Below are 25,574 nucleotides of genomic sequence, written 5' to 3'. Positions count from 1 at the left end.
TTTTGTAAGAACCTTTTCCAGTGATGTTAACCATGTTTAGACTTTTATTTATTGTACTATTTTAGTTGGGCTAACCTCGTACAAAAAATTTAAACAAATATATAAATCGGCATTTTTTGAGGGAGCTGTGTTCTATCGTAATTAAATGTGATGTACTTCGTAAAATGAGGGGGGGCATATGTTAGAACAATAAACAGTATGATCTATTCGAATTTCTTAAATAGCTAATTAATATTTACCTATTTGCAAGTTCCACGTTAGTGTATAATTTAATCAATTATTGATTTAATAAGGTTAGGAATGTTGAATAATGACTAAAGGGATTAATGCTAAGGATGTAGCTAAACTTGCAGGCGTATCACAATCTTCAGTTTCAAGGGTATTTTTTGAAGGTGCCTCTGTTTCAGAGAAAACGCGTAAAAAAGTGCTGGCAGCAGCTGAAGAATTAGGTTATGTTCCTAATGAGTTTGCTCGCAGTTTAATAACGAATAAAACTAAATTAATAGGCCTTGTAATGAAAGGTGTTCATAACCCTTTTTACCCACAAGTTTTAAAAGAATTCACTGCACATTTTAAAGAGTTAGGTTATAGTATTTTGTTTGTCCATACAAACCACGATGAAATTAAACAAGAGGATATCGAGCGACTACTACATTACAATGTTGCCGGTGTTATTATTACTGATGCGACACTGTCATTAAAAGTGATCGAAAAGTTTAAAAATAACAAAATACCCGTTGTTTTATTTAACCGAAAAGTAGAAGGGCAAAATTTCTTCTCCGTTAGTACAAACAGTTTAATAGCGAGTCGTCAAATCGCGGAATACTTGCTAAAAAAGGGATGCCAGGATATGGCTTATATTTCTGGTGGAAGAGATACTTCTACAAGTATGGAACGAGAGAGGGGCTTTTCAGAAATTTTATTAAAGCATAATGTTCCGTTCCAAGTATATCATTCAGATTATTCTTATGATGGGGGATATAAAACAGCTAAGGAAATTGTTTTAAATGGAGATATTCCTTCAGCTATTTTCGTAGCGAACGATATTATGGCACTAGGTGTATTAGATGCGCTTCGTGAGCAAGGAATTTCAGTGCCTTCAGATACGAAGATTATTGGTTTTGATAACATTGATATGGCAGCTTGGCCAACTTATAATTTAACAACTTGGGAGCAGCCAATATCTGAAATGGTGATAGAAACAGTGAATTATATCATTTCAGAAATTGAGGAGTACACAGACAGAATAGGTAATATAGAGATAAATGGAGAACTAATTGAGAGAAAAACAACATAAAAGTATTGACAATTTAGTGTTATCCGAATATTCTAGTTTTATAAAGTTTTTGCATACGTATTCAAGATTTGAATACGTATTTTTTATAACATTTTGCATACGTATGCAAAATGAATCGGTTTAGTTCATTGTTCGTGGACATATTGTTGAAAACATGTGAAAGCGTATTCACTAATTAAAAGGAGGAAATGATTATGGTAAAGGTTATTAAGGCTGGTAAATCGAAAGAAGAGGTTTCAATGAATGATTTGGAGGTAACAAAAATCGTAGCAAATGCCATCCAAGATATTGAATTACGTGGGGACGTAGCTGTACGTGAATACTCGGAAAGATTCGATAAATGGACTCCTAAATCATTCCGTTTATCTAAAGAACAAATTCATGAAATTGTGGCGATGGTTCCGAATGAGACAATTGAAGATATTAAATTTGCACAAAAGAATATTCGCGAATTTGCTGAAGCACAACTTGCATCACTAAATGATGTAGAAGTTGAAAATATTCCGGGTGTGATTTTAGGGCATAAAAATATACCTGTAAGCAGTGTAGGATGTTATATTCCTGGTGGTCGCTATCCAATGGTTGCTTCGGCACATATGAGTGTTCTAACAGCGAAAGTTGCTGGTGTTAAACGTGTTATTGCTTGTACACCTCCGATTAATGGAGAAATACCAAATGCAACGATTGCAGCAATGTATTTAGCAGGAGCCGATGAAATTTATTTACTAGGTGGAATTCAAGCGATGGCAGCTATGGCTATCGGTACAGAAACAATTGAATCTGTTGATATGATTGTAGGACCAGGTAATGCGTTTGTTGCCGAATCAAAACGTCAATTATTTGGGCGAGTAGGGATTGATTTATTTGCAGGTCCAACTGAAACATTAGTCGTTGCAGATGATACAGCAGATGCAGAAATGATTGCAACAGATATTCTTGGACAAGGGGAGCATGGTCCAACTTCGCCAGGAGCATTAATTACGACATCTGAAAAATTAGCATATGAAACAATTAAGGAAATCGAGAGACAGCTTCAGGTATTACCGACAGCCGATGTGGCACGTGTTTCTTGGGAAGACTATGGTCAAATTTTGTTAGTGGATAGCTTAGAGGAAGCGGTAGTTGAGGCAGATAAACTAGCATTTGAACATGTGGAGATTTTAACGGAAAATCCTGATTATTTCTTAGAAAATATGAAGAATTATGGTTGTTTATTTTTAGGTCCAGAAACGAATGTTGCATATGGCGATAAAGTAATTGGAACAAACCATACACTTCCAACAAAGGGGGCAGCACGTTATACTGGCGGCCTTTGGGTTGGAAAATTTATTAAAACTGTAACATATCAAAAAGTAACTAAAGAAGCTTCTGCTTATATTGGTGAGTATGCAGCACGTTTATGTCAGTTAGAAAACTTTGCAGGACATGCAGAGCAAGCATTATTACGAGTGCGCAGATATGGAAACAAAGAATAAGTATTAAGGGAACTAAGGGGTGAATTTATGGTATTAGGGTTTATTGGGTTATTTGGTGGGCTTGCATTATTAATTTTTTTAGCCATGAAGGGGATGAACTTATTAATTGCAGCTCCGATTTCAGCATTATTTGTAACTGTTTTAAATGGATTACCATTGTTTCCACAACTAGCTGAAGAAGGTGCAGCGAACTTTTTAACAAACTATATGACAGGGTTTTCTGGATTTATTGCCTCTTGGTATTTAATGTTCTTAACGGGTGCTATTTTCGGTAAAATGATGGAGGATAGTGGTGCTGCTGATAGTATATCAAAATGGATTGTTTCAAAAATTGGTATGAAAAGAGCGGCGTTAGCGGTTATTATTGCCTGTGCTGTACTTACGTATGGTGGGGTTAGCTTATTCGTAGTAGCGTTTTCAGTATATCCAATGGCACTTAGTTTATTTAAAGAGGCCAATTTACCAAGAAGATTTATTCCTGCGGCATTGGCCTTTGGTTCTACTACATTTACAATGACTTCTGCAGGGTCTCCTGAAATTCAAAACTGGATTCCAATTGAATATTTGGGGACGAATGCTTATGCAGGTTGGCAAGTTAGTTTAATTGTTGCTGTATTTATGATGATTTTTGGCTATTGGTGGTTAACAAAAGTTATTAAAAAAGCAGTTAATAACGGTGAAACTTTTATTGAAAGAGAAACGGATCATCATGAGGTAAAGGAAAACTTACCAAATCCATTACTTAGCTTGATTCCTTTGGTTGTAGTTTTGGGCGTTTCGTTCATCTTCCATGATTCTTTAAAGCAGTCAGCGTTAATCATTGCTTTGACGAGCGGAAGTATAGCCACATATTTAATTAATCGTAAATACTTTACGAATGTTGGAAAGGCGATTACTGATGGTACAATGGGTGCCATTATAGCAATTGCTAATACATCTGCAGTAGTTGGTTTTGGTGGAGTGGTAAAAGCTACATCAACATTTGAACAAGCAGTATCATTTATGACTGAAATTCCTGGTAGTCCCTTAATTGGAGGGGCACTAGCTGTAGCGGTAATCGCCGGCTTAACAGGCTCATCTTCAGGGGGGCAGGCAATTGCCTTACCTTTACTGGCACCACACTATCTAGATATGGGCGTTAACCCTGATGCTTTACACCGAGTTGTTGCAATATCTTCTGGTTCCCTTGATTCACTTCCATCAGGAGGTTATGTAGTTACAACTATTAGGTCTATTGCAGGAGAAACACACAAAGATGCATATCCAATGTTTGGTGCCTTAACGGTTGTCGTTCCAGCGATTGGTACAATACTAGCCGTTATCCTTTTCTCAATGGGCTTATAATAACAAGTTAAACAATCGGTATAATTAATGAGGGCACTGAAAAGGCCATTCAATGATAGGAAGAGCGTCTTGGAATGAACTTTCATTCCAAGACGTTCTTTTTCTTCGATGACGTTTATTTATAATGCCTACAATTTGGCCGTTAATCGAATGAATGCCTTTTTACAAATACAGAAAGGAGCTGCCTAATTTTTTAAAAACATAATTTTTCATACAGGAGAAGTCTAAGCACTTAAAAAAGATGATTTATAGAATTGATTCAAGAAAGGAAAAATAAGTTTTCGCAGAAGGTAACATTGAAAGTGCTATTATTTGCGTTTATGGAAAAGCGCTTTTGTTCATTCTTTTAACTTGATTCAGTCGGGTTCAAGCTCAGATTGAATAGGAGAACAAAGGCTAAACCCGTCACGTCCTGTGATAACGCCTTTGTGATCAACATCGTGTTGACTAAAGCCTCGGCGTAATTAATATGATAGTCCCCAGAAATTTCATGGAAACAAAAAAGGCAACATCTCACAAGGAGATGTTGCGGTAGAATTCTTTGTTCCTCAAGAACTCTAATGGGTTTGGCACCCAATAATGCTAATTTGTTCAATCTGAAATTACCATTATTCAGTGTCAATAATTATTGTTTATTACTTAATTAGTATAGCATAGCAACCTGTGAGATAATAATTAATTATGTATTCCGTGTATAGGTTACACAGAATACAAAAAGCTGGGGTCACATTCGATTTATATTTAAGCGTTGTATAAAAGTCGCACTTAAGCCTATTACGGAGAACCGTACCTTAAGTAAGTGCGATATTATTGGCATGTTCTTGAGCAAGCGCATATATTTTTTAATCATTAGCTAGACATATTCAGATAAAATGAATATGTCTATTTTCCTTTGCAAATTTTGTACCGCTTTAACATCTAGCTAGTTGTTTAGGTAAAGGGGGGAAACATGGACTTTGAGGAAATCTATCAAGCATACTTTCATGATGTCTGTTTTTATATGAGATCACTGGAGTCAGATGAAAATATTGCAGAAGAAATTACACAGGAAACATTTTTTTAGGCACTAAAGTCCATTTACCAATTAGGCGGCAAAAAAGATATACGAGCATGGCTGTTTACAATCGCAAAAAATACATATTTTACGCATAATTAATAAATTCATATAGGTATAGTTTTTTATACATAGCAACACTGTAATATTGAATAAATCTAAATACTTCTTCCATTAACTTTTCAACAAGCAAAGGCAAAAATTAAATATTGATACGAACAATTACCTAGTTAAAGCGCATAGTATATTGCATAACAATTACACGAAAGGCGGAATCCGTTGTATCATCCACAATTTCAATTTCAACCATTTAATGTTTCACGTGAAATGACCGTGATAGGGAATGGAGAAATAGTAGCGCAGCCTGAGTATGTTCAAATTCAGTTAGAAGTACGTACAGAAGGAAAGGATGTCAGTCTAGCTCAACAAGAAAATGCCATAATTATGAATCGCGTCATTGATTCACTCGTTGCGTTAAATATTCCAAGAGAGGCGATCCAAACAACTGTCTATACGATTTCTCCAAACTACGATTATATTGAGGGAAGACAGGAGCTCAGGGGCTTTGAGGTGCAAAATGCAATTTCTGTTAAAATAACGGATATTAGTCAAGCAGGTACGGTTATTGATACAGCTATACAAAATGGGGCAAATCATGTTTCAGCTATTCAGTTTAAAATTGAAGATTCAGATGCTTATTATCAACAAGCCCTTAATTTAGCACTGGTTAATGCAATAGGGAAAGCCAAATCCATGGCAGAAACGATGCATATTCCATTGCGACTAATACCAATTGAGATTATAGAAGAGAGCCATAATGTTACACCCATTTTTTATAAGGCGGTTCAAATGAGTAATCAAGAATTTATAACACCTATTGAACAGGGAAGAATCTCTATTAATGCCTCTGTTCGAATTAAATTTCAATTTTAAGGAGGCATATTCTAAACTAATCCCCCTTTGTCGGTAATTTGGTAGAGGGGGATACTGTTAATCATTATTTTGCGTAAAATGAATGGAGTTTTTATAATCCATAATTCTTAGTGAACCGAGTGTTATAGTATTAACTTATGTTATGGAAAACCATGCTGTAAGTAATGCATATACAAAGAGATAGGTAATGAACATTGTATGGGAATTAAATATATACTTGAAAAAGTTTATGCTTGATATTTTCGGTTATAATAAATACTATAAGTTGACCATAAATTTAATTAAAGGTAAGTCCCACTTAATAGAAAAAGCCTCTATTACAAAAGACATAGCTTAATAATATTATTAAGGAGAGAATCAAATGAAAAACAATGAAGTAAAAGAAACACCACATATTAAGCCAAATGGGGCCGAAATCGCAGAAACGATCCTTTTACCAGGGGATCCTCTTCGTGCAAAGTTTATCGCGGAAAACTTTTTAGAAAACCCTGTTCTTTTTAATGAAGTGAGAGGTATGCTAGGCTACACAGGCGAATATAAAGGAAAGAAAGTTTCTGTTATGGGTACTGGCATGGGATCACCGAGCATGGCGATTTATTCATGGGAACTAATTAATATTTTTGGCGTTAAAAATTTAATTCGTATCGGATCATGTGGAGCTATGCAAACCGATATTAAGTTATATGATATTATTCTTGCTATGGGTGCAGCGACAAATTCAAATTTTGCACACCAATACAATCTTCCAGGTCAATTTCCAATTACAGCATCATTTGATTTATTAGAAAAGGCTAAAAAAGTAGCGGATGAAAAGAATTATAAGGTGCATGTAGGGAATGTACTATGTAGTGATGTTTTCTATAATGCCGATGAAACGGCAACAAAAAAGTGGGCTGAGATGGGAATATTAGCGGAAGAAATGGAAACGACAAGTTTATATTTAAATGCTGCGAGTGCTGGAGCTAAAGCATTAACAATTTTAACAGTAAGTGACCATATGATTACACATGAACAAACAACACAAGAAGAAAGACAAACTTCATTTACAAAGATGATGGAAATAGCTTTAGATTTAGTATAAGTAAGGGCTATGAAAGATTAACTGTTTAAAATAACAAAAAGACGAGGGGTTTCTTCTCTCGTCTTTTTATTATTTAATAGTGCGGGGTACTTTATAAGATTATGCTCCGGTAGTTAGCATAATCAACATATAGATTGCAGATACAATCGTTAATAGTGCGATGCTTATTTTTAGCTGTTGAATAGGTACTTTATTGGCAAGGCGTGAACCTGTGATAATACCGATTGTTGTACCGACTAAACTAGCTACAATTAGCGTAGAGAGACTATTTACATCGGCATGGGCGAAATATCCGAATATGGATGGTATGGCGATTACTATGGAATTTAGAAGACTTACGCCCACTGCTACCCTAATATTGACTCCAAGGCTAACGAGTATCGGCACTAATAAAATGGGGCCGCCTGCTCCTGTTAGTGCACAAAAGGCTGCTGTGCTAAACCCAATTAGCATCACAACAAAGAGGCGATTTAATAACTTAGATTGATTTGCTTTATCCTGCTCCTTGTTTTTCTTAAGTAAAATAGATAAACCAGCAAATAAGATAAATAAATAGAGGAGTAGCTTTGCTAAAAATTCAGGAATTAACACATTGATTTGGACGCCTAAAAATGCACCTGGAATGCTACCAATGCTCAGGAAAAGAGCCAGTTTTAAATCCATGTTTTTTGATTTCCAATAAGAATAGGCACCAATAATACCTGAAACAGCAAAAGATAAGAAACTTAGTGCAAGGGCATCATATACAGGTATATCTAAAAATCCTACGTAAATTAAAGGTAGGAGGAACCCGGAAATTCCGGATATCCCCACGAGTATACCAATTATCAAATTGGAACATAAAACAATACTAAAAATTATTAAAGATGTAGACATGTATTAAACCTCAATTATTCTTTAAATTATCAGGATGAAAGGAGGATTATATATTTGCTCTAATAGCAAGATCCCTCATTGCAATGTTACTTTCAAATTTAATTTTTTCTTCATCCAATGTAAGAACTTCTCTGTTTTTCATTAAAAGTTTACCATTGACTATGCAATCGGTTACGTCATTGCTATTAACGGATTCAATTAAAGTGTTTAATAAGTTATGAGTTGGCTGAATATGAGGTTGATCAATGTTAATTAAGATCATATCCGCTTTTTTGCCAACTTCCAATGAACCTAATTGATGATCTCGCAACATTGCCTTAGCCCCACCTAAAGTTACCATTTCTAAGATGCTTTTTGAAGGCATTGCCACAGGGTCAAAAATAGGTACACCCCAAAAAGCGCGCATTAATGATTTAAACACTTTCATTTGATCAAATAAACTTAAACCAGAGTGACCGGCTCCATCCGTTCCAAAACCAACGCCAATTCCCTTTTGCAGCAGGCTAGGTGTTTTTGGGATGCCTTTTCCTGAATTACTAATTGGACAATGAACAACTTTACTATTATGCGCTTTGATAATATCAATTTCATTGTCAGACAGCAAAATACTATGCGCACCTAGGAAGTTTTTATCTAAGACACCAATAGATTCAAGATATTCAAACGGGCGCATTTTGAAGTTTTCCAAACAATAACCGATTTCATTTGTATATTCGTTCATATGAGATTGTACACCAGTGGAACAGCCCTTTGCCGTATCGAAAACTTTCTGGATTAAATCAGGTGTACAAGTGATGATTGATCTAAGAGAGAACCATACATCTAGTCTTCCATCACCAGCTCCGTGAAACCCGTTAAATAATTGTAGATTATTTTTAATATTATCTTCTATACTTGATTTCATTGTGACAGGAATATCTTTACCGCTGTCCATTGTGGAACAAGTAATCACTCCACGCAAGCCTGATTCTATAACAGATTCGGCTACTTTGTGCATATGTCTTCCACCTGCATCGATAAAAGAAGTTGTCCCAGATTTAATCATCTCTAGAAAGCTTAACTGAGAGCTGATACGTACATCATTTTCCTTAAGGTTACTTTCGAATGGAACCATGATGCGCGTCCAAATCATAGGGTATTCATCGGCTATTCTCCCGCGCAAAAGCTGTTGACATGTATGGGTATGTGCATCGATTAAACCGGGCATTGCTAATTTACCATATCCATCAATTGTTTCTTGCGCTTTATATTTAGTGTCAAGATCAGAAGTGTTGCCAATATCTATAATTGTACTATTTTTTATTACTAAGCATTGGTCATTTAGTATATTAAAATCAGGGGTTAATATAGAACAATTTTTAACAATTAAATCTACACTACAAGCTTTGTTTTCCACAGTATACCTCCAAAAATAATTTAATTAGAAATAAGGTTTGTAACGACATTATGTTATATCGCTGATTAGTTAAATGAGTCTAATGTATCGGTTAATCTCAAAAATATTTCAGCAAAAGTCGCTTGTACAAGAAAGGTACCTGTAAATACCAAAAGTGCTATAATAACCATCTTCCAACTTTGGTTGATGAAAGATTTAAAATCCAGACCAATCCCTGCTAAAGTACCAACGATTGTAATTGGAGCCATAAAGGAAATTTTCGCTGTATGCTCAATAACCGGTTGCGCTATAGGTGAGATAGGACTTGCAACAAGTAAACCCGTAAGTGCAACCCAAACAATTGGGGGAATTTTTAAAGGAACAATTTTCCCAAAAGCAATCCCTACAAAAGCAATCGTTGATAAAATGAGTACCCCAGGAATGGATTCTAAAATGGATACATTATTTCCGATAAGATTTGCTACAAGTATTGTTACAACAGATGTTAGCAATAAAGATATAGTCCAATTACGCATGTTCATTGCCATGTTAATTACCAACTTTCATTGAGTTATTGCTTTTTGGCGTTCGGGTATGTTTAGGGCTAATTTTTGGCTCGAGCCAGTTATATAATTTATTTGTAATTGGAAGTGAAATTAATAAAGTAAAGTAAATCCCTACAACCGCTGCCAGCATATCACTTGCACCTGCGAGCATTATAATCTGGTCGGCGTATTCTGGATAAATAGCTGCTAATGTACCGGATGCAGCTGCCATCATTACACCACTACCAATTCCGCAAGCCATCGCTAAGGCGAGAGGGTGGAAAAAATCAAAAGATGCTACGATACTTGCTAAAAAACCAATATAAATGGTTCCGATTAAAAATCCGATTATGTAAATAGAAAGAGCTCCTCTTGCTTCCGGTGAATTTGCTCCGTAAAGGTGGCAAATTAATCCGTAGTCCTTATCCCTACATGTGGAGCTAGTTGCACCGATAGCTTCTCTTTTAATGCCGAGCATTAATGCAATCGGTAGGGCAAATAGTATGGTTCCGATATGTCCAAGCTCCTGAAAAGCTAATGCTGGACCTACATCTACTAACTTTGGAAGGTTTGAACCAGCAAGCACACCTACCTTTGCCATAAATGGTGTAATGGCTACAAGAACAAGAGAAGACGCCTTTTTTGCCTCTTTCTCTTTAAAAAATCCAAGAATATCACGGCCAAGTAAAACACTTATTACAATTGCAAAAAGCATCGGATAAATAATAATTAAAGCGGAGCCTATTTGGAACTTTTTCATACCAATAAGTTCTGCAATAAGAACGATAACAAATGCAGCTAAGTATAAACGGTAATTTTCTTTAATATTTTCCCATATTGATTGATGTTGTTCTGTGTTTTCCATGTTCTTTTTCCTCTCCTATGAAGTGATTCCATTCAAAATAATTCGGTATAAATGTGAGTAAAAAGAGAAAACCCCGGTTAATTAACCAGGGTTTGACATAAAAGAAAAACAAAAAACAAGAAATAGCCCTAAACAAAAGCAATGGATCTGCCTAGTGTTAAGAACATATCGTTTTTGTTATTCCTCATAGTCAAACTATTCACGGTAGTTTGGTAGAAACTTTTGGACCATATCTCCAAATTTATACGAAGAACTCAAAAGGCGAACATTAACGTTGAACTTTATAGTTATCGTTCGCGTGTATATCAATTTACATTCTTTTTATAAGAAAGTCAAAGTCTTTTTGAATCCATTTATAAAATATAAAGCTAATTATTATGAGGCGATAGTTAGTAACTAAATGGATTTGTATGAATTTATTGAAAAAGAGCATGGAAACCACAACATAAGTTAGCGAAACTTTCAGAAATGCATTTCCAAACGCCTACAAACCACTTTAGGTATTTTTTGAATAGTTCGTAACGGTTTTGCTACTACCTTCCTGTGATCTACCAAAAACTATGAATTTGAAATGTGTTCATGAAGAAATTACAAAGAGCTATTAAAGCAATTAGGATTGATCAAAAACCTTGAAGTTTGTTATGCGAAGTGAGATTATAAGTAGGTGTGATTTTAAACTAAAATTATAGAAGATTAGGGCAAACTGTTCCGAAAGGGCAGGACGCAAAGCCTAGGGTCTAAAGTTTAGGGGACTATTAAAAGTCCTGTAATTTAAACAATGATCGCCTGGTTACCGAATTTATGAGTTAATATATAAATTCTTTGGCTACTCTATATTAAATAGAATAGCCTTTTTGAGCGTTTAAAACTATCTGGAATTAGGGAAAGGTCATAGTTAGAAGGGGTTAAGGGATTCTTGAAATTAGTAGCTTTAGCAGCAGGGAATCTACGCTTGATTCACTAGTATGTAAATGGAGAGGATTGTAAAAATGAATAAGAAGAAAATATCGTTTAAGGCAAAGTTATTAGTTTTCTCTTTATTACTATCATTAGTACCGATAGTTTTTATTGGAGTTTTAGTTAACGGAACCGTTAGCAAAAAAACGAAGGACGATTATATTACTTTCAGTGAAAGAGAAATTAAATAAGTGGATAACGGAATTGCTCTATACTTTGAAACGATTAGGGAAAACGTCAATTTATTAGCGAATGACCGTTTCGTTGTAGATGCTGATTCGAGTATTACTTCTTATAAAGACATTGCGGGAGAAGGTTCACTCGATATGACACCTTCAGCAAATGGGGATAAGGAGAAAGCTATTTTTGATGTGTTTTCTCGTTTTAGTGATAGTCATCCTAATGCCCCTTATGTTTATATGGGTACATCGGATGGCGGTTATATTCAATATCCAGAAGGCCCCGTGCCAGCTGGTTTTGATCCGAGAGATCGCCCTTGGTACAGCGCGGGTGTTGAAGAACCAGGAAAAGTAAAATTAACAAGTGCTTATGCAGCAACGGGTATAGAAGGAATTATCGTAAGTAATGTTGTATCGATTGAAAAAGATGGCAAACAAATAGGTGTGTTAGGCTTAGATGTAAGTTTAGACGGCTTAACAGATATTATTAAGGAAGTAAGTATCGGTGAAAATGGGTATGTCATTCTTGCACAAGAAGATGGGACAATCCTTGCACATCCAAGAGATCCTGAATTGAATTTCCAACCAATTTCTTCATTAAATATCCCTTCATTAGAATTTTCCGAAGAGGATGGCATATTTGAAACGAAATTAGATGGAGAAGACTATGTGTTCAATACAATCTCTTCAGAAATTGATGGCTGGAAGTATATTGCTGTCATCGAGAAGGCTGAAATTTTAAGTACAGCGACTTTCATAAGAACAATGCTTTTCGTAATAGGTGGAGTTATTGCAATCCTTGCTGTCATCGCTTCTATTATTATGAGTTTACGTATAACGAATAGAATTAATAGTATTAGTGATTTATCTTTAGCGATGTCTAAAGGTGATTTAACGCAACAAGTTACGGTAAAGGTAAATGATGAAATTGGGGATATGGGTAGGAATTTCAATACGATGTCAAACAGTTTGAAAGAAACGATGCAAAAAATTGCGCATGAATCGCAACAATTATCAGCTACATCTGAGGAGCTAGCAGCGTCTTCAATCCAAAATCAATCAGCTTCTAATGAAATATCTGAATCGATTCAACTTGTTGCGACTGGAACAGATGAACAAGATGCTGCGATGAAAAAAGCAGTTGGTATTATTAATGAAGTATTTAAGCATGTAGATGATGTGACAGTAAGTATGAATAATGTAAAAGATTCGATACAATATTCGACGGAAACGGCTAAACAAGGTAGTGATGTCGTTGAACAAACAGTAAATCAGATGAGTGAAATTGATAAAAATGTAAGTTCTTCTGCTGAAAAGATTAGCATGTTAAATGAAAAATCAAATGAAGTTAGACAAATTAGTTTAATGATACAATCTATTTCAGAGCAAACGAATTTATTAGCTTTAAATGCTGCTATTGAAGCGGCAAGAGCGGGTGAACATGGAAAAGGATTTGCAGTAGTAGCAGATGAAGTTCGAAAACTAGCTGAGCAATCTAGCAACTCAGCATTGCAAATCAATGAAATTATTCAAGATATCGGTCGAGGTATTGAAGATTCAATGGGCCTTGTCAATGAAAGCGGGAAAGCATTTGGAGAAATTAACGAATCCATTCTCGCGGGTACAACAAAAATCACCGAAGCTAGCATAGCAATGGAAAACATGAAAAATCATATAGCTGAAGTAGTCGTTCATATAGAAAAGGTTTCAAAAACGAGTATTGAAGTAAATAATTATTCTCAAAACGTAGCCGCCTCTTCTGAAGAAATGAGTGCCTCCATGGAAGAAGTTTCAGCAGTTTCTCAAGAGCTAGCTAGAATGTCAAATGAATTGGAAATGGCCGTTCAGCAATTTAAATTGTAATCGTGTATATGATTTACAACAGAAAAATATGTAAATCATATAGGGAAGAAAGAAATATATAAATGATTGAGGCTTGTCATAAGGGTTTTATACTTATGACGAGCCTTTTGTATTTCTTATTAACTGTACATACTTAGAGAAAAATAATAAGAAAACATTAAGAATTGATGTGCGTGTTTGTTAAGATTTTATTAGTATCATAACCTTATACGAATCCTATAGGGGTGATCACAGGAACCTAAAGAGTTGGAGGAGTGAGTGGGATTGAACATTTTAGTATGTGATGATGATAAAGAAATTGTAAGAGCAATTAGCATTTATTTAGAAAATGAAGGATACCAGGTATTCAAAGCTTACGATGGGCTTGAGGCAATTGAGCTTGTACGGGATCATACAATCCACCTTATTATTATGGATATTATGATGCCCAAAATGGATGGGATTACGGCGACGATGAAAATTCGACAAGACAATATGATTCCGTTAATTATGCTTTCTGCTAAATCAGAGGATCATGATAAAATACTCGGATTAAATATTGGTGCAGATGATTATATCGGCAAGCCATTCAATCCGTTAGAGCTTGTGGCCAGAGTAAAATCACAGCTAAGAAGGTATACGACATTTGGCAGCCTTGAAGTAAGTAATCATGTCTTTCAATCGGGCGGCCTCACGATTGATGATGAGCAAAAGGTTATTACGGTCGATAATGCTGAAGTTCATTTAACACCGGTGCAATACAAAATTGTAAAGCTCCTTACAGCCAATGCGGGGAGAGTGTTCACCATCGAAGAGATTTATGAAAAAGTGTGGAATGAAAGGGCCGTAAATCCAGAAAATACAGTGGCGGTGCATATTCGTAAGATTCGCGAAAAAATTGAAATTAATCCGAAAGAGCCAAAATATTTAAAAGTTGTATGGGGAGTGGGGTATAAAATTGAGAAATATTAGTCATGCACTTATTACGAAAGTGGTAGTATTTTTATTTGCCGTTGTTTGTATAACAGGTATAGCGAAGACGATAATAAATATGGAAACAAATGAGGTGCATCTTGATAGTATCAATCACAAAAATTATTTTGAAAGTGGAGCATTCGCGGATGAAAGTTACGGCATTATTTCCCCTTTAGCGCAATTAATCGGGAAATATAAAAGTGAAGAGTATATTTTAAGCGGTAAGGTACTAACGGAAGAAGAGATTATAGAAATTGAAGAAAATTTGTATAATGATTTCCGTTATTCAAACAAATATGATCATAGTTTGGGTGAAAGGGATAATAAGCGCATCTATCGAGAAACAGCTGATGATAACATCAATCGTAAAAAAGATGAAGTTATGAGCGCTCAAGTAAGGGAATTTTACCGGTTACTCAGCACATTAAAAGCAAATAAAGGAATCATCTATTATGCAAGTAACGGTGAGCAAGTATTTTCTAATAGCGGATTCGATAAGCAAAAGGATTTTGAAGAGTATAACACGTATATGCTATTTGAGGATTATCAACATAAGATTGTCCCAAATGAAGCGAAAGAAAGCCGGTACTTCGATTACTTTACTGAAGGAGTTAACAGGCTGAATCCACAAACGGATGTCATTTATTTGGCGTACAAAGAACCTTACTTACAAGAGAAAATACAGGAGTGGGAAAAGGAAAAAGTGCTTGCTAAAAAATTGCTTACTGAATTCATTGTATTTTTAGCAGGATTTATTGTATCGATTGTTTATTTAATCATTGTGATTGGCAGAAAGTCATTTAAAGATAAAGAAATCCATTTGAATGTGATTGATAAATTATATAATGACCTCAATATTGCCATTATTGCTAGTTTAATCTTTATGTCGATTGCATTGATGATTGAATTACTCCGGGGTCTTTACATCCTACTTACAGTTCCTATTTTCGCCATTGCATTACTGTTGATTTTATCGCTCGTTAAGCATATTAAGAATCGAACAATATTTTCGCACACACTTATCTATCAAATTTTGAAAAAGGTCTTTCTTGCTGTAAAACAGGTCTTTGATAATGGCAGTATTGGTGTGAAAGTCGTGTTACTTGTTATCGGCTATCCAGTAATTGTTGTAGCAACATTTTTCATATTCCCAATTACGATGGGGGTTGCAGCTTGGCTTGCGCTAAAAAAGGTGAAGTCGTTTAATCGCATTAAAGAGGGCGTAGAGCAAATTAAAAATGGCGACCTCCATCATCGAATTGAAGTAGATGGCAAAGGTGAATTTAGTCGACTAGCAACGAATATTAACAGCATTACCGATGGGTTAAAAAATTCGGTGGATAGTGAAATTAAGAGTGAGCGGTTAAAAACAGAGCTCATTACGAATGTTTCGCATGATATTCGAACGCCATTAACATCCATTATTACGTATGTTGATTTATTAAAAATTGAAAAGGATCCTGAAAAAATTATTGAGTATATAGACGTGTTAGATCAAAAGTCGACAAGGCTGAAGCATTTAACAGATGATTTATTTGAAGCGGCTAAAGCGTCAAGCGGGAGCATACCTGTTCAATTAGAACAAATTGATATTTTATCGTTGTTAACGCAAGGCATAGGAGAAATGGATGAAAAAATTGAAGCATCGGCATTAGACTTTAAGTTAACTCACCCAACAGAAAAGGTGTATGTGAAGGCGGATGGCAAACTTTTATGGCGCTCCGTTGAAAATTTATTCTCGAATATTTTTAAATACGCACAGCCTGCATCAAGAGTATATATTGATGTAGAAGATTTAGGAAATGAAATACGCGTAACCTTTAAAAACATCTCAGCATATGAATTAAATATTTCAGCGGATGAACTAATGGAACGTTTCAAACGCGGAGATGAATCAAGAACAAGCCAAGGTAGCGGATTAGGGTTGTCGATTGCTGAAAGTCTGATCAACATCCAGCAAGGAAAGTTCAGCGTTCAAGTTGATGGTGATTTATTTAAAGTGATGATTAATTTACCGAAATTTCTAATTGAATAATTTAGCGAAGGAATAGGATATCAGTGTCCTATTCCTTTTTCTGTTATTAAATATAGTGTTAAAAAATTAGTACAGGTATGCTCATCATTCTCTTCAAACAAAAATGTATACTATAAACCCTAGTAAGTATAAAATAGGACAGTTAGCATTTGGTGTAGGAAGGGTGATCAATATGTTCAAAGCATATGCTTGGCTAACAATTTGTGTAATGGTGTGGGGAAGTAACTTTGTGTTTGGAAAGATGTTAGTTCAAGACTTTTCTCCATCATTATTAACGATGCTTAGACTGCTATTTATTGTACTATTTTTATTTGGTATCGCTTTATACAAAAAGCACTTTAAACGATTGAATAAATCGGATTTACTTATAATTATTTTACTAGGTGTTATTGGTGTTTTTATAAATCAATGGTCATTCTTTGTTGGATTACAAACAGCTGATCCAACGACATCTGCCCTAATTTTAGCAATGACGCCTATTTTAACGGCTGTTTTAGCTGCTATTTTCTTAAAAGAGAAATTAACAACGCGCATGTTTTTGGGATCAATTGTAGCAATATTAGGTATTTACTTTGTTGTAGCAAAAGGAGACATCTCTTCTTTGCATATTGATAAAGGGCTATTTTGGATTGTTCTAACGATGATAACATTCGCCATTATGATTATTATGACGCGGCTTCTTTCTCATAGAATTGACCCGCTTACGATTACGTTATATTCCAATGTTGTCGGTTTCATTGTGTCGATTCCTTTTGCCTTCACATTAGACAAGCCTTTGCATGTAAGTACACAGGTGTCAGATTGGTTATTTTTGATTGGAACGGCTGTTGTTGTACATGGGATTGCAACATTGATTTGGAATAATAATATTAGACATGTCGATGCTTCAAAGGCTTCAATACTATCCAATCTAGAGCCTTTTGTAGCAATGGTCATGGGATTGATCTTGCTATACAAACCAATAACAGGATCAGAAATTTTAGGGTCATTATTTATAGTTGGCGGTGTAGTGCTGTCGACGTATCAACGAAAGTGAAAAACCATCTCGGGGTAATTTCATTGTTATAGCTCTATTAGGCGATATAGGCCAAAATACGGATAAATATGTTAATATAATAACCTGCATGTTATAATCTTTTTGTTGTAATTTTGTGCCGATGTTTTTAAATGGCAGTTAGTTACTCTTAAATAGAGGAAGTGAATTGATGGATTGGTTTAGCAGTATATTGGGTGAAATAAATACAGTTTTATATTCCTATATATTAATTATTTTATTAGTGGGAACGGGTATATTTGTAACTTTAAAAACAAAGTTTATTCAATTTAGATTACTCCCAGAAATGTTTAAGCTTATTACAGAGGCCGCGCCAACAGATAAATCGGGGAAAAAGGGAATTTCCTCTTTCCAAGCCTTTACAATATCTGCTGCTTCTCGTATCGGAACGGGTAATATAGCGGGCGTTGCGACAGCAATTGCACTTGGTGGTCCTGGTGCGATATTTTGGATGTGGATGATTGCGCTAATTGGTGCGGCATCTGCGTTAATTGAAAGTACATTAGCTCAAGTATATAAAATAAAAGATAAAGATACAGGAGCGTTCCGTGGTGGCCCTGCCTATTACATGGAAAAGGGTTTAAATAAAAGGTGGATGGGTATTCTTTTTGCCATCGCGATTACAATTACTTACGGTTTTATTTTTAATGCGGTACAAGCAAATACAATTTCGATTGCTTTTGAAGATAGCTTTGGTATGAATCGTGTTGTTGTAGGGTTAGTACTAGCTGTCTTAACAGCAATTATTGTCTTTGGTGGATTAAAGAGAATTGTCAGCTTTACGCAAGTGGTGGTTCCAGTTATGGCCATTTTGTACATTGTACTTGCACTTATTGTTGTAGTTTTAAATATTTCTGAACTTCCGGGTGTGTTTGTCCTAATCATTAAATCTGCTTTCGGTTTGGAAGAGGCTTTTGCCGGAATGATAGGGTCAGCTATTATGAATGGGATTAAACGTGGTTTATTCTCCAATGAGGCAGGGATGGGTTCTGCACCGAATGCAGCAGCAACTGCCTCTGTTTCTCACCCAGTAAAACAAGGTTTGATTCAAGCGCTTGGTGTATTTATTGACACATTAGTAGTATGTACGGCAACTGCTGCCATCGTATTACTAGGCGATGCGTATCTTCAATCTGACGCAACTTCTGTCAATTTAACGCAAGCTTCTTTAGTTGGAAATTTAGGTGAGTGGGCAGGAATATTCCTGGCGATTATTGTATTTATGTTTGCTTTCAGTACAGTTATTGGAAATTACTACTATGGCGAATCAAATATTCGATTTATTAAAGAGTCAAAGATGGGCTTATTAGTATTCCGTATAGTTGCCGTATTTTTTGTTATGTTTGGTTCTATTGCAAAAGTACAAATTGTGTGGGATTTAGCGGATTTATTTATGGGTATTATGGCGCTAATCAATTTAATTGCAATTTTATTACTTTGGAAAGTGGCGAAACCTGTTATTGATGACTATTTAAAACAACGTAAGCAAGGTAAAGACCCCGTTTTCTATAAGAAGAACGTACCTAATATGGGGGATGTTGAATGTTGGGGAGACGATGAAGACAATCGCTAAATGAAAGAGAGTGCCCAAGCTTTTGGGGCACTCTCTTTTTAATATCGATTAAATTAGATTTACTTTGCAATTTCCTTTACAACATCGATTGTAAATTCTGCCCCGTAATGACCGGCTTTTTCTAAGTCTTCAATATTGTCATCTGTTACTTCAGAGTTAGAAATTGTTCGTAATGAAAGGAATGGAACATCTAGTAAATGAGCAACTTGAGCTACAGCAAATGCCTCCATCTCTTCACCGCTCGTTCCAAAGTTCTCGTGGAACCATTGGATACGGTCGATTTCTCGATTCCACCAGTCACCACTTCCGATAACTCCTTCTACAACGTTCCCATGTTTATATTTGTCAGCTGCATTTTTAGCGGCTTCAACAAGTTTTGGGTCACTTGGTAATGAAGAATAGTTTTGTGTTTCTCCATTTGCATCTTTAAGTTCTGTTGCCATATGAATCCAGTTTTCTGGTTTCATCCCTTGCCCATCTTCCATACGTTCAGAACGGAAGCTTCCGATATTGATAACTTCTGTAGCAATTACTGTATCGAATACGTGAATATCTGGATCATGTCCTCCAGCTGTTCCTTGATTGATTATTACTTTAGGATTATATTTTTCAATTAATAATGTTGTTGATGCAGCTGCATTAACCATTCCCACTTCTGTTTGGGATACTACAACTGGAATACCTTCAATTTCGCCTATATAAAAGGAATAATTACCGTGTTTCTCCTCTTTATAATCGCCCATTGCTTTTAAAAATTCTGAAACTTCAACAGCCATTGCTCCTTGAACAGCAATTGGTTGTTCTTTTGTCTGTTGCTTGTCTAAATCAGTAGACTTTTCTTCATTGGCTGAACATCCAACCAATAATAAAAGTAAGACAGCAATATTCGCGAATAACTTAAAACTCTTGTTCATTATTTCAATTTCCTCCGTGACATTTGGATAAACACGAACATTAATACGTTTATCCTTATGATAGTTTGCATTTAGGAGTATACTATATTAGAAAAACTTTAACAAGGGAGATTTTCTAATATAATTAATAAAATCTAATAAATTTCTACTTTCTCTTGCTATGAATTATTATTAAGTTTACTTTCAATAATAGAGGGACGTTTTTAGCTGTACTAAAAAAGGGTGTTAAAATTCTTGAGGCATATTAATAAAATTTCAATAGAAAAGAACAGCATCTCTAATTTTGATGAGATGCTGTTCTTTTAATTGGAAAGCTAAATAATAGAGTAAAACGGATAAAAGAGTGTTATTCTCCAGTTATTTTCTAATAACCGGAATCCACATTTCACCAAATACTAAGCCGTCTCGCTGCCCCATTTCAACGACTGTATTTGGCCCACCAACATAGGCGAAATCCTTTGCTTCTGGTAAAGCTTGACCAAAAGCAAGACCAGTAAGCGTATTACCAAGTTCAGCAGAAGTTTTTGCTTCCCCTTTAACAACGAGATATTCACCCGTAGGAAATTCAATAATTCTTGACACTTCTTGTATAGATGATTCAGCCATAACCCCAGCATAATGCATCATTTTATTATTAACAGCTTCGTTCACGGAAAAAATATAGTCATTTGTCGCGATTGCTTTTAAAGCATCAAGTCGTCCATCTTGTGCGATAGCTGACCAAAAATCATTCTTTTCTTTGTTTATGCCCACAAAGTCTGTGTAATCACTCTTTAGTTCAACCCCAATACCTAAAACTGTAAAGCCATCTTTCTTTTCTAACGTATAATTTGTCATATTCAAAACCATCCTCCTTTAAAAAATCTGTGACATCCGCCGGGGCTTAACTTGATTCCGCCGGGGTTTGAACCCCCACGCAAGTAGAACTACCTATTTGGCATTCATCCTCCACTTATTGAAGTACGGGACTTCAGCTGAATTAAGTTAAATTATTCAAGTATTTTTTCTTTTCACTTGATACGTTTATAATAACTTTAAACCATGTCAAGAAATGATACCGTTTAGGAGAACTAGATGAAAAAAGTTGAACGAATTAATACGATCATGCGGTATATCAACAACCGTGCCCACTTTACAATTTCAGAAATCATGCGAGACTTTAACATTTCCCGTTCAACAGCCATTCGGGATATTCGAGAAATCGAAGCGATGGGGATGCCACTTGTCGCTGAAGTTGGGCGAGACGGGGGTTACTTTGTTATGAATAACTCTGTCCTACCTACTGTTCGTTTTACCGACAATGAAATTAAAGCCCTTTTTATTGCATTTATGGCCACTAGAAATCAACAACTTCCATACTTAAAAAGTCGGCAATCTTTAGCTGAAAAGTTACTAGGTCTTATTTCAGAAAACCAGCAAGATGACCTTGTCCTATTAAATAAAATCTTACTTTTTGAAGGGACGAATCCCATTAATCCTGATCTACTGGAGCTATCCGACTTGCCACATCCGATGTTGGAAAAACTTATTCAAATCCTTCTTTTGGATAGTTATTTATTAATTACGATTGAAGAAGAAGGGGCATTCAAATCTTATCCAATTTATCTTATGCACCTTTATCATGAAAAAGGGGTTTGGTTGATTGATGGCTTTATCCTAAAGGATGAAAGTAGAAGGATTTTCCCTGTCGACAATTTGATAGATGTGAAACCATCCCCTACGAAAAATAGAATAAGTAAGAAAAAAATTTTAGAAAAGCTAAGTAATCAGGAAGAAGAAACTAATCTTGTTCTTGAGCTTGGTCCAAAGGCAATAGCCCAGTTCAAAAAGTATCACCCTTTGAATGTTTCCATTTCCTATACGAATCCTTATCAAGCAACAGCCATTGTAAAAACGTTTATCAATGTTAATCATTCAGAAGAACTGGCTGATATAACAAATTGGCTGCTCTTTTTGGGTGAGGATATTAACATAAAGGAAGTGCCGGAAGAAATTTTAAAAGGCTTGCAAGAGAGATCATGCTTATACTGCCCATAATAGGTAGTAGTTAAAACTTTTAAGGCTTTAAGTTTTCCCTTTTGCTTGCATCTAACGTAACGTCAGATTTTATAATGGAGCAAAGGGAGTGAGTTTTATGTATTCGATTGGGCAATTTGCGAAAAAAACAGGATTAACAGTGCGGGCTTTACGATTTTATTCGGATAAGGGGCTACTTGACCCATGTCGTATTTCAGAAGCAGGGCATCGTTATTATAATGACGAAAGCATTGTAAGAGTACAAAAAATAATGACGTTAAAATATTTGGATTACTCACTTGAAGATATAGAGGCGTTATTTTCAAAAGGAGAAACAGGGTTAATTGAATCGTTGCAGTTTCAGCGGAAGCAGTTAGAGAAAAAAAGAAAGCACTTGGATAATATTATTGCGAATTTAGATCAAGCGATTGCAATTGGTGAACGTAGTGAATCTATTGAACCAACAATTTTTTTATCGTTCATTCATAATTTGCTGAAGGAAGAAGAGCAGAAGGAATATTTGCGCCAATATTTTCCGAAAGCACTTATTGACAAAATGTACGATTATTTTGAAGTGAATTTAATTGAGATGAATCATCAATATATTCAGCTAACACATCAACTAAAGCAAGCTTATATAGAGCCCATTCCAGATAAGTATTTGCAGTCAATAATTGAACAGTTTTCGATGATTATTCCTCAGGAAATAGCTATGGAAATTGCAGAAGCACTAAAGGATAGTGATCTTACAGAGATGGATGAGTGGCTATTTCCATCGCCATTTACTAAAGAAGAGGAAGATTGGCTTATAGAGCAAGCAAAACGTTTAGGGTTATATGGAGGTTATGATGATGAATAGTTCTATCAAGGGTATTTGGCAGCTTGTGCAAAATAGTAAGCTTTCGAAAAGGCTTATGATTGGAACGCTGTTATTAAGTATTTTCGAAACATTGATTGGGCTCGGTGTACCGCTCATTACAATGCGCATGATTAATGACTTTTCAACAATTGGTTTTTCATTGCAAGCGATTTTGCTCGTTGGATTATTTCTTATTTTCCAAGCGGTACTTGGTGGTGTGACATTTTATATGATGCGCAAATTAGGTGAGCGTATTGTTGCAAATTTACGTAGCACAGTGTGGGGGCATGTGTTGCGTTTAAAAGTACCTTATTTTGATGAGCATGAATCAGGCGAAACGATGAGCCGTATTACGCAAGATACGAATGTCATTAAGGCGCTTATTACGGATCATTTTATTAGTTTTGTTTCAGGCTTATTTGCGATTGTCGGTGCAGTTGCCATTTTAATTTGGATTGATTGGAAAATGACATTACTTATGTTAGTAGCGGTACCGTTAGCAATCGTTGTATCATTACCACTCGGTCAGCGCATGAATAAAATTGCGAAGGCGAATCAAGATGAACTGGCGAAGTTTAGTGGGCATTTAGGGCGTGTGTTAACGAATATTCGCCTTGTAAAAACAGCACAAACAGAAAGCTTCGAGCAACAAAATGGGGAACAAAAAATCCAGAAGCTTTATTTATTTGGGCTAAAAGAAGCGCGTATAATGGCCGTCTTATCACCAATCATGACGCTGATCATGATGGTTGTATTAATTTTGCTATTTGGTTATGGTGGTGCCAAAGTTTCGACAGGCGCAATTTCAGCTGGGGAACTAGTGGCAATCATGATTTACCTCGTGCAAATTATTATTCCGTTTACACAAATGGCGACATTTTTTACCGCTTTACAAAAGGCGATGGGTGCAACTGAGCGCGTGCAGGAAATTTTACAGCAACCGATTGAGACTGGTGGTAATGCTGTCATGACACAAAGTAATGAATCAATCGTATTTGACCGTGTTGCTTTTGGATACAACGATAAACCGCTTCTTGAGGAAGTATCATTTAAAATCCCAATGGGTAAAACAACTGCCTTTGTTAGTGCAAGTGGCGGAGGAAAAACGACGATGTTTTCATTAATGGAGCGTTTTTACGATACGACAAGTGGGGAGATTCGGTTTGGTCAGCAACGAATTGATCAAATGGAATTGGCCGAGTGGCGTGGTTTGTTTGGCTATGTAACGCAGGAATCCCCTTTGATGAATGGGACGATTCGTGACAATGTTATATATGGTAGTGGGCAAGTTTCAGAAGATGAGATTGAGGCGGCTTTAAAAAACGCAAATGCATGGGATTTTGTGAACCAGCTAGAAAATGGATTAGCAACAGAAGTTGGTGAAGGCGGTATTAAATTATCCGGTGGGCAACGTCAGCGAATTGCGATTGCTCGGGCATTATTAAGGAATCCTGCTATTCTATTACTAGATGAAGCAACATCTAATTTAGATAATGATGCAGAACGTGAAGTACAAAAGGCGCTCGAACAAGTGATGAAAGGGCGTACAACTGTCATTATCGCACATCGTTTATCTACAATTACACATGCCGATCAAATATTAGTATTTGAAGATGGTCGAGTGACAGGTGCAGGTACACATAATGAATTGCTTCAAAATCATGCTTATTATCAGCAACTGATACAACTGATGACTCATTAATTATTAGCTGAATGATTATGGTAAAATATAACTTTGAAGGGGTGTTATGAATGGAACAAACATTTCCATTGCTTGAAACAGAGCGGTTAGTTTTAAAAGAAATTACTGTAGAAGATGCACCGAGTATTTTAAATTATTTATCGGATAAAGAAGTAATGAAATACTATGGATTAGTGCCTTTTCAGACTGTAAATGATGCGTTAGATGAAATTTCATGGTATCAATCAATATTTCGTAATAAAACAGGTATTCGTTGGGGGATAACCGTAAAGGATGAGCAAGTGGTAATTGGAAGCTGTGGCTTTTTAAATGTGGATGCACAACACGCGAGAGCCGATATTGGATTTGAACTGCATCAAGCGTATTGGGGACAGGGTATCGCAAGTGAAACCCTTAAACCAATCATTACATATGGTTTTAATCAATTACAGCTGCAAAGAATACAAGCATTAATTGAACCAGGCAATACAGCATCTCAAAAGTTAGTGGAAAGACACGGATTTGTAAGGGAAGGCTTGTTAAGAAGTTACGAGTATACTTGCGGCAAATATGATGATCTGTATATGTATTCATTATTAAAGCGGGATTTAGAAGCGATAAATAATAAGTGATTTCCCTAATTT

General features: G+C 35.7%; 20 protein-coding genes and 2 riboswitches. Of the genes, 14 read left to right on the top strand and 6 right to left on the bottom strand.

The genetic code is table 11. The features are described 5' to 3' along the window. The first annotated feature begins 310 nt into the window (after nucleotides 1–310). The 5 genes from MHI10_RS21090 to deoD all read left to right on the top strand — a co-directional run bounded on the left by MHI10_RS21090 (nucleotide 311) and on the right by deoD (nucleotide 7,184). Nucleotides 311–1,297 (top strand): LacI family DNA-binding transcriptional regulator, encoded by a 987-nt coding sequence (locus MHI10_RS21090; protein WP_340788994.1) that lies wholly within the window; start codon nucleotides 311–313, stop codon nucleotides 1,295–1,297. Nucleotides 1,298–1,491: 194 nt separating this feature from the next. Then, entirely contained in the window at nucleotides 1,492–2,772 is a 1,281-nt protein-coding gene (gene hisD / locus MHI10_RS21085; protein WP_340788991.1) for a histidinol dehydrogenase, read from the top strand. A 27-nt stretch (nucleotides 2,773–2,799) separates the two neighbouring features. Continuing rightward, nucleotides 2,800–4,116 (top strand): GntP family permease, encoded by a 1,317-nt coding sequence (locus MHI10_RS21080; RefSeq protein ID WP_340788990.1) that lies wholly within the window; start codon nucleotides 2,800–2,802, stop codon nucleotides 4,114–4,116. 1,333 nt (nucleotides 4,117–5,449) lie between these two features. Then, nucleotides 5,450–6,103, top strand: a complete 654-nt coding sequence (locus MHI10_RS21075; protein ID WP_340788989.1) for an SIMPL domain-containing protein — start codon at nucleotides 5,450–5,452, stop codon at nucleotides 6,101–6,103. 361 nt (nucleotides 6,104–6,464) lie between these two features. Beyond that, nucleotides 6,465–7,184, top strand: coding sequence for a purine-nucleoside phosphorylase (gene deoD / locus MHI10_RS21070; RefSeq protein ID WP_340788987.1), 720 nt, complete (start codon nucleotides 6,465–6,467; stop codon nucleotides 7,182–7,184). 99 nt (nucleotides 7,185–7,283) lie between these two features. Here the strand turns inward: deoD and MHI10_RS21065 are convergent, their stop codons facing one another. The 4 genes from MHI10_RS21065 to MHI10_RS21050 form a co-directional block, all read right to left on the bottom strand. Next, nucleotides 7,284–8,060, bottom strand: coding sequence for a sulfite exporter TauE/SafE family protein (locus MHI10_RS21065; RefSeq protein WP_340788986.1), 777 nt, complete (start codon nucleotides 8,058–8,060; stop codon nucleotides 7,284–7,286). A 46-nt stretch (nucleotides 8,061–8,106) separates the two neighbouring features. After that, complete coding sequence (locus MHI10_RS21060; protein ID WP_340788985.1) at nucleotides 8,107–9,456, bottom strand: amidohydrolase family protein; 1,350 nt, start codon at nucleotides 9,454–9,456, stop codon at nucleotides 8,107–8,109. 65 nt (nucleotides 9,457–9,521) lie between these two features. Further along, nucleotides 9,522–9,983, bottom strand: coding sequence for a hypothetical protein (locus MHI10_RS21055; protein ID WP_340788983.1), 462 nt, complete (start codon nucleotides 9,981–9,983; stop codon nucleotides 9,522–9,524). A gap of 1 nt (nucleotide 9,984) precedes the next feature. After that, nucleotides 9,985–10,845, bottom strand: coding sequence for a DUF3100 domain-containing protein (locus MHI10_RS21050; RefSeq protein WP_340788979.1), 861 nt, complete (start codon nucleotides 10,843–10,845; stop codon nucleotides 9,985–9,987). 167 nt (nucleotides 10,846–11,012) lie between these two features. After that, a riboswitch (purine riboswitch) is annotated at nucleotides 11,013–11,114 on the bottom strand. 418 nt (nucleotides 11,115–11,532) lie between these two features. Then, nucleotides 11,533–11,643: riboswitch (cyclic di-GMP riboswitch) on the top strand. Between the two features lie 350 nt (nucleotides 11,644–11,993). Here MHI10_RS21050 and MHI10_RS21045 point away from each other — a divergent pair. The 5 genes from MHI10_RS21045 (at nucleotide 11,994) to MHI10_RS21025 (ending at nucleotide 19,460) form a co-directional block, all read left to right on the top strand. Beyond that, entirely contained in the window at nucleotides 11,994–13,844 is a 1,851-nt protein-coding gene (locus MHI10_RS21045) for a methyl-accepting chemotaxis protein (protein ID WP_340788976.1), read from the top strand. A 264-nt stretch (nucleotides 13,845–14,108) separates the two neighbouring features. Then, the gene (locus MHI10_RS21040) at nucleotides 14,109–14,795 is read left to right on the top strand and encodes a response regulator transcription factor (protein WP_340788975.1); all 687 of its coding nucleotides are present in this window, start codon (nucleotides 14,109–14,111) and stop codon (nucleotides 14,793–14,795) included. Next, nucleotides 14,782–16,833, top strand: coding sequence for a HAMP domain-containing sensor histidine kinase (locus MHI10_RS21035; RefSeq protein WP_340788973.1), 2,052 nt, complete (start codon nucleotides 14,782–14,784; stop codon nucleotides 16,831–16,833). The genes MHI10_RS21040 and MHI10_RS21035 overlap by 14 nt, the downstream gene beginning before the upstream one ends. 172 nt (nucleotides 16,834–17,005) lie before the next feature. Then, on the top strand, nucleotides 17,006–17,869 hold the full coding sequence (locus MHI10_RS21030; RefSeq protein ID WP_340788972.1) for a DMT family transporter: 864 nt from the start codon (nucleotides 17,006–17,008) through the stop codon (nucleotides 17,867–17,869). A 169-nt stretch (nucleotides 17,870–18,038) separates the two neighbouring features. Beyond that, complete coding sequence (locus MHI10_RS21025; protein ID WP_340788971.1) at nucleotides 18,039–19,460, top strand: alanine/glycine:cation symporter family protein; 1,422 nt, start codon at nucleotides 18,039–18,041, stop codon at nucleotides 19,458–19,460. A 59-nt stretch (nucleotides 19,461–19,519) separates the two neighbouring features. On the opposite strand, the gene MHI10_RS21020 is transcribed toward MHI10_RS21025, so the two are convergent. Continuing rightward, on the bottom strand, nucleotides 19,520–20,374 hold the full coding sequence (locus MHI10_RS21020; protein WP_340788970.1) for a 5'-methylthioadenosine/S-adenosylhomocysteine nucleosidase: 855 nt from the start codon (nucleotides 20,372–20,374) through the stop codon (nucleotides 19,520–19,522). A 357-nt stretch (nucleotides 20,375–20,731) separates the two neighbouring features. Beyond that, a complete protein-coding gene (locus MHI10_RS21015; protein WP_340789312.1) occupies nucleotides 20,732–21,211 on the bottom strand; it encodes a GyrI-like domain-containing protein in 480 nt (159 codons plus the stop codon). A 237-nt stretch (nucleotides 21,212–21,448) separates the two neighbouring features. Here MHI10_RS21015 and MHI10_RS21010 point away from each other — a divergent pair, with 237 nt between their 5' ends. The 4 genes from MHI10_RS21010 to MHI10_RS20995 all read left to right on the top strand — a co-directional run bounded on the left by MHI10_RS21010 (nucleotide 21,449) and on the right by MHI10_RS20995 (nucleotide 25,562). Beyond that, on the top strand, nucleotides 21,449–22,411 hold the full coding sequence (locus MHI10_RS21010; protein WP_340788968.1) for a helix-turn-helix transcriptional regulator: 963 nt from the start codon (nucleotides 21,449–21,451) through the stop codon (nucleotides 22,409–22,411). Nucleotides 22,412–22,508: 97 nt separating this feature from the next. Further along, nucleotides 22,509–23,249, top strand: coding sequence for a MerR family transcriptional regulator (locus MHI10_RS21005; RefSeq protein ID WP_340789310.1), 741 nt, complete (start codon nucleotides 22,509–22,511; stop codon nucleotides 23,247–23,249). After that, nucleotides 23,242–24,951: an ABC transporter ATP-binding protein gene (locus tag MHI10_RS21000; protein ID WP_340788967.1), complete on the top strand. Its 1,710-nt coding sequence runs from the start codon at nucleotides 23,242–23,244 to the stop codon at nucleotides 24,949–24,951. The genes MHI10_RS21005 and MHI10_RS21000 overlap by 8 nt, the downstream gene beginning before the upstream one ends. Nucleotides 24,952–25,001: 50 nt before the next feature. Next, nucleotides 25,002–25,562: a GNAT family N-acetyltransferase gene (locus tag MHI10_RS20995; RefSeq protein WP_340788964.1), complete on the top strand. Its 561-nt coding sequence runs from the start codon at nucleotides 25,002–25,004 to the stop codon at nucleotides 25,560–25,562. The last annotated feature ends 12 nt before the right edge of the window (nucleotides 25,563–25,574 follow it).

Origin of the sequence: Solibacillus sp. FSL K6-1523 (assembly GCF_038005225.1) — a bacterium.
Lineage (GTDB): Bacteria > Bacillota > Bacilli > Bacillales_A > Planococcaceae > Solibacillus.
Note: the sequence above shows the minus strand (reverse complement) of the source record. Positions and strands in the feature narration are given on the sequence as shown.

What these genes read in the sequence shown, in the direction of transcription:
- MHI10_RS21090 (WP_340788994.1), top strand. Translation starts at nt 311, where the DNA reads ATGACTAAAGGGATTAATGCTAAGGATGTAGCTAAACTTGCAGGCGTA.
- hisD (WP_340788991.1), top strand. Translation starts at nt 1,492, where the DNA reads ATGGTAAAGGTTATTAAGGCTGGTAAATCGAAAGAAGAGGTTTCAATG.
- MHI10_RS21080 (WP_340788990.1), top strand. Translation starts at nt 2,800, where the DNA reads ATGGTATTAGGGTTTATTGGGTTATTTGGTGGGCTTGCATTATTAATT.
- deoD (WP_340788987.1), top strand. Translation starts at nt 6,465, where the DNA reads ATGAAAAACAATGAAGTAAAAGAAACACCACATATTAAGCCAAATGGG.
- MHI10_RS21065 (WP_340788986.1), bottom strand. Translation starts at nt 8,060, where the DNA reads ATGTCTACATCTTTAATAATTTTTAGTATTGTTTTATGTTCCAATTTG.
- MHI10_RS21055 (WP_340788983.1), bottom strand. Translation starts at nt 9,983, where the DNA reads ATGGCAATGAACATGCGTAATTGGACTATATCTTTATTGCTAACATCT.
- MHI10_RS21050 (WP_340788979.1), bottom strand. Translation starts at nt 10,845, where the DNA reads ATGGAAAACACAGAACAACATCAATCAATATGGGAAAATATTAAAGAA.
- MHI10_RS21030 (WP_340788972.1), top strand. Translation starts at nt 17,006, where the DNA reads ATGTTCAAAGCATATGCTTGGCTAACAATTTGTGTAATGGTGTGGGGA.
- MHI10_RS21025 (WP_340788971.1), top strand. Translation starts at nt 18,039, where the DNA reads ATGGATTGGTTTAGCAGTATATTGGGTGAAATAAATACAGTTTTATAT.
- MHI10_RS21020 (WP_340788970.1), bottom strand. Translation starts at nt 20,374, where the DNA reads ATGAACAAGAGTTTTAAGTTATTCGCGAATATTGCTGTCTTACTTTTA.
- MHI10_RS21015 (WP_340789312.1), bottom strand. Translation starts at nt 21,211, where the DNA reads ATGACAAATTATACGTTAGAAAAGAAAGATGGCTTTACAGTTTTAGGT.
- MHI10_RS21010 (WP_340788968.1), top strand. Translation starts at nt 21,449, where the DNA reads ATGAAAAAAGTTGAACGAATTAATACGATCATGCGGTATATCAACAAC.
- MHI10_RS21005 (WP_340789310.1), top strand. Translation starts at nt 22,509, where the DNA reads ATGTATTCGATTGGGCAATTTGCGAAAAAAACAGGATTAACAGTGCGG.
- MHI10_RS21000 (WP_340788967.1), top strand. Translation starts at nt 23,242, where the DNA reads ATGAATAGTTCTATCAAGGGTATTTGGCAGCTTGTGCAAAATAGTAAG.
- MHI10_RS20995 (WP_340788964.1), top strand. Translation starts at nt 25,002, where the DNA reads ATGGAACAAACATTTCCATTGCTTGAAACAGAGCGGTTAGTTTTAAAA.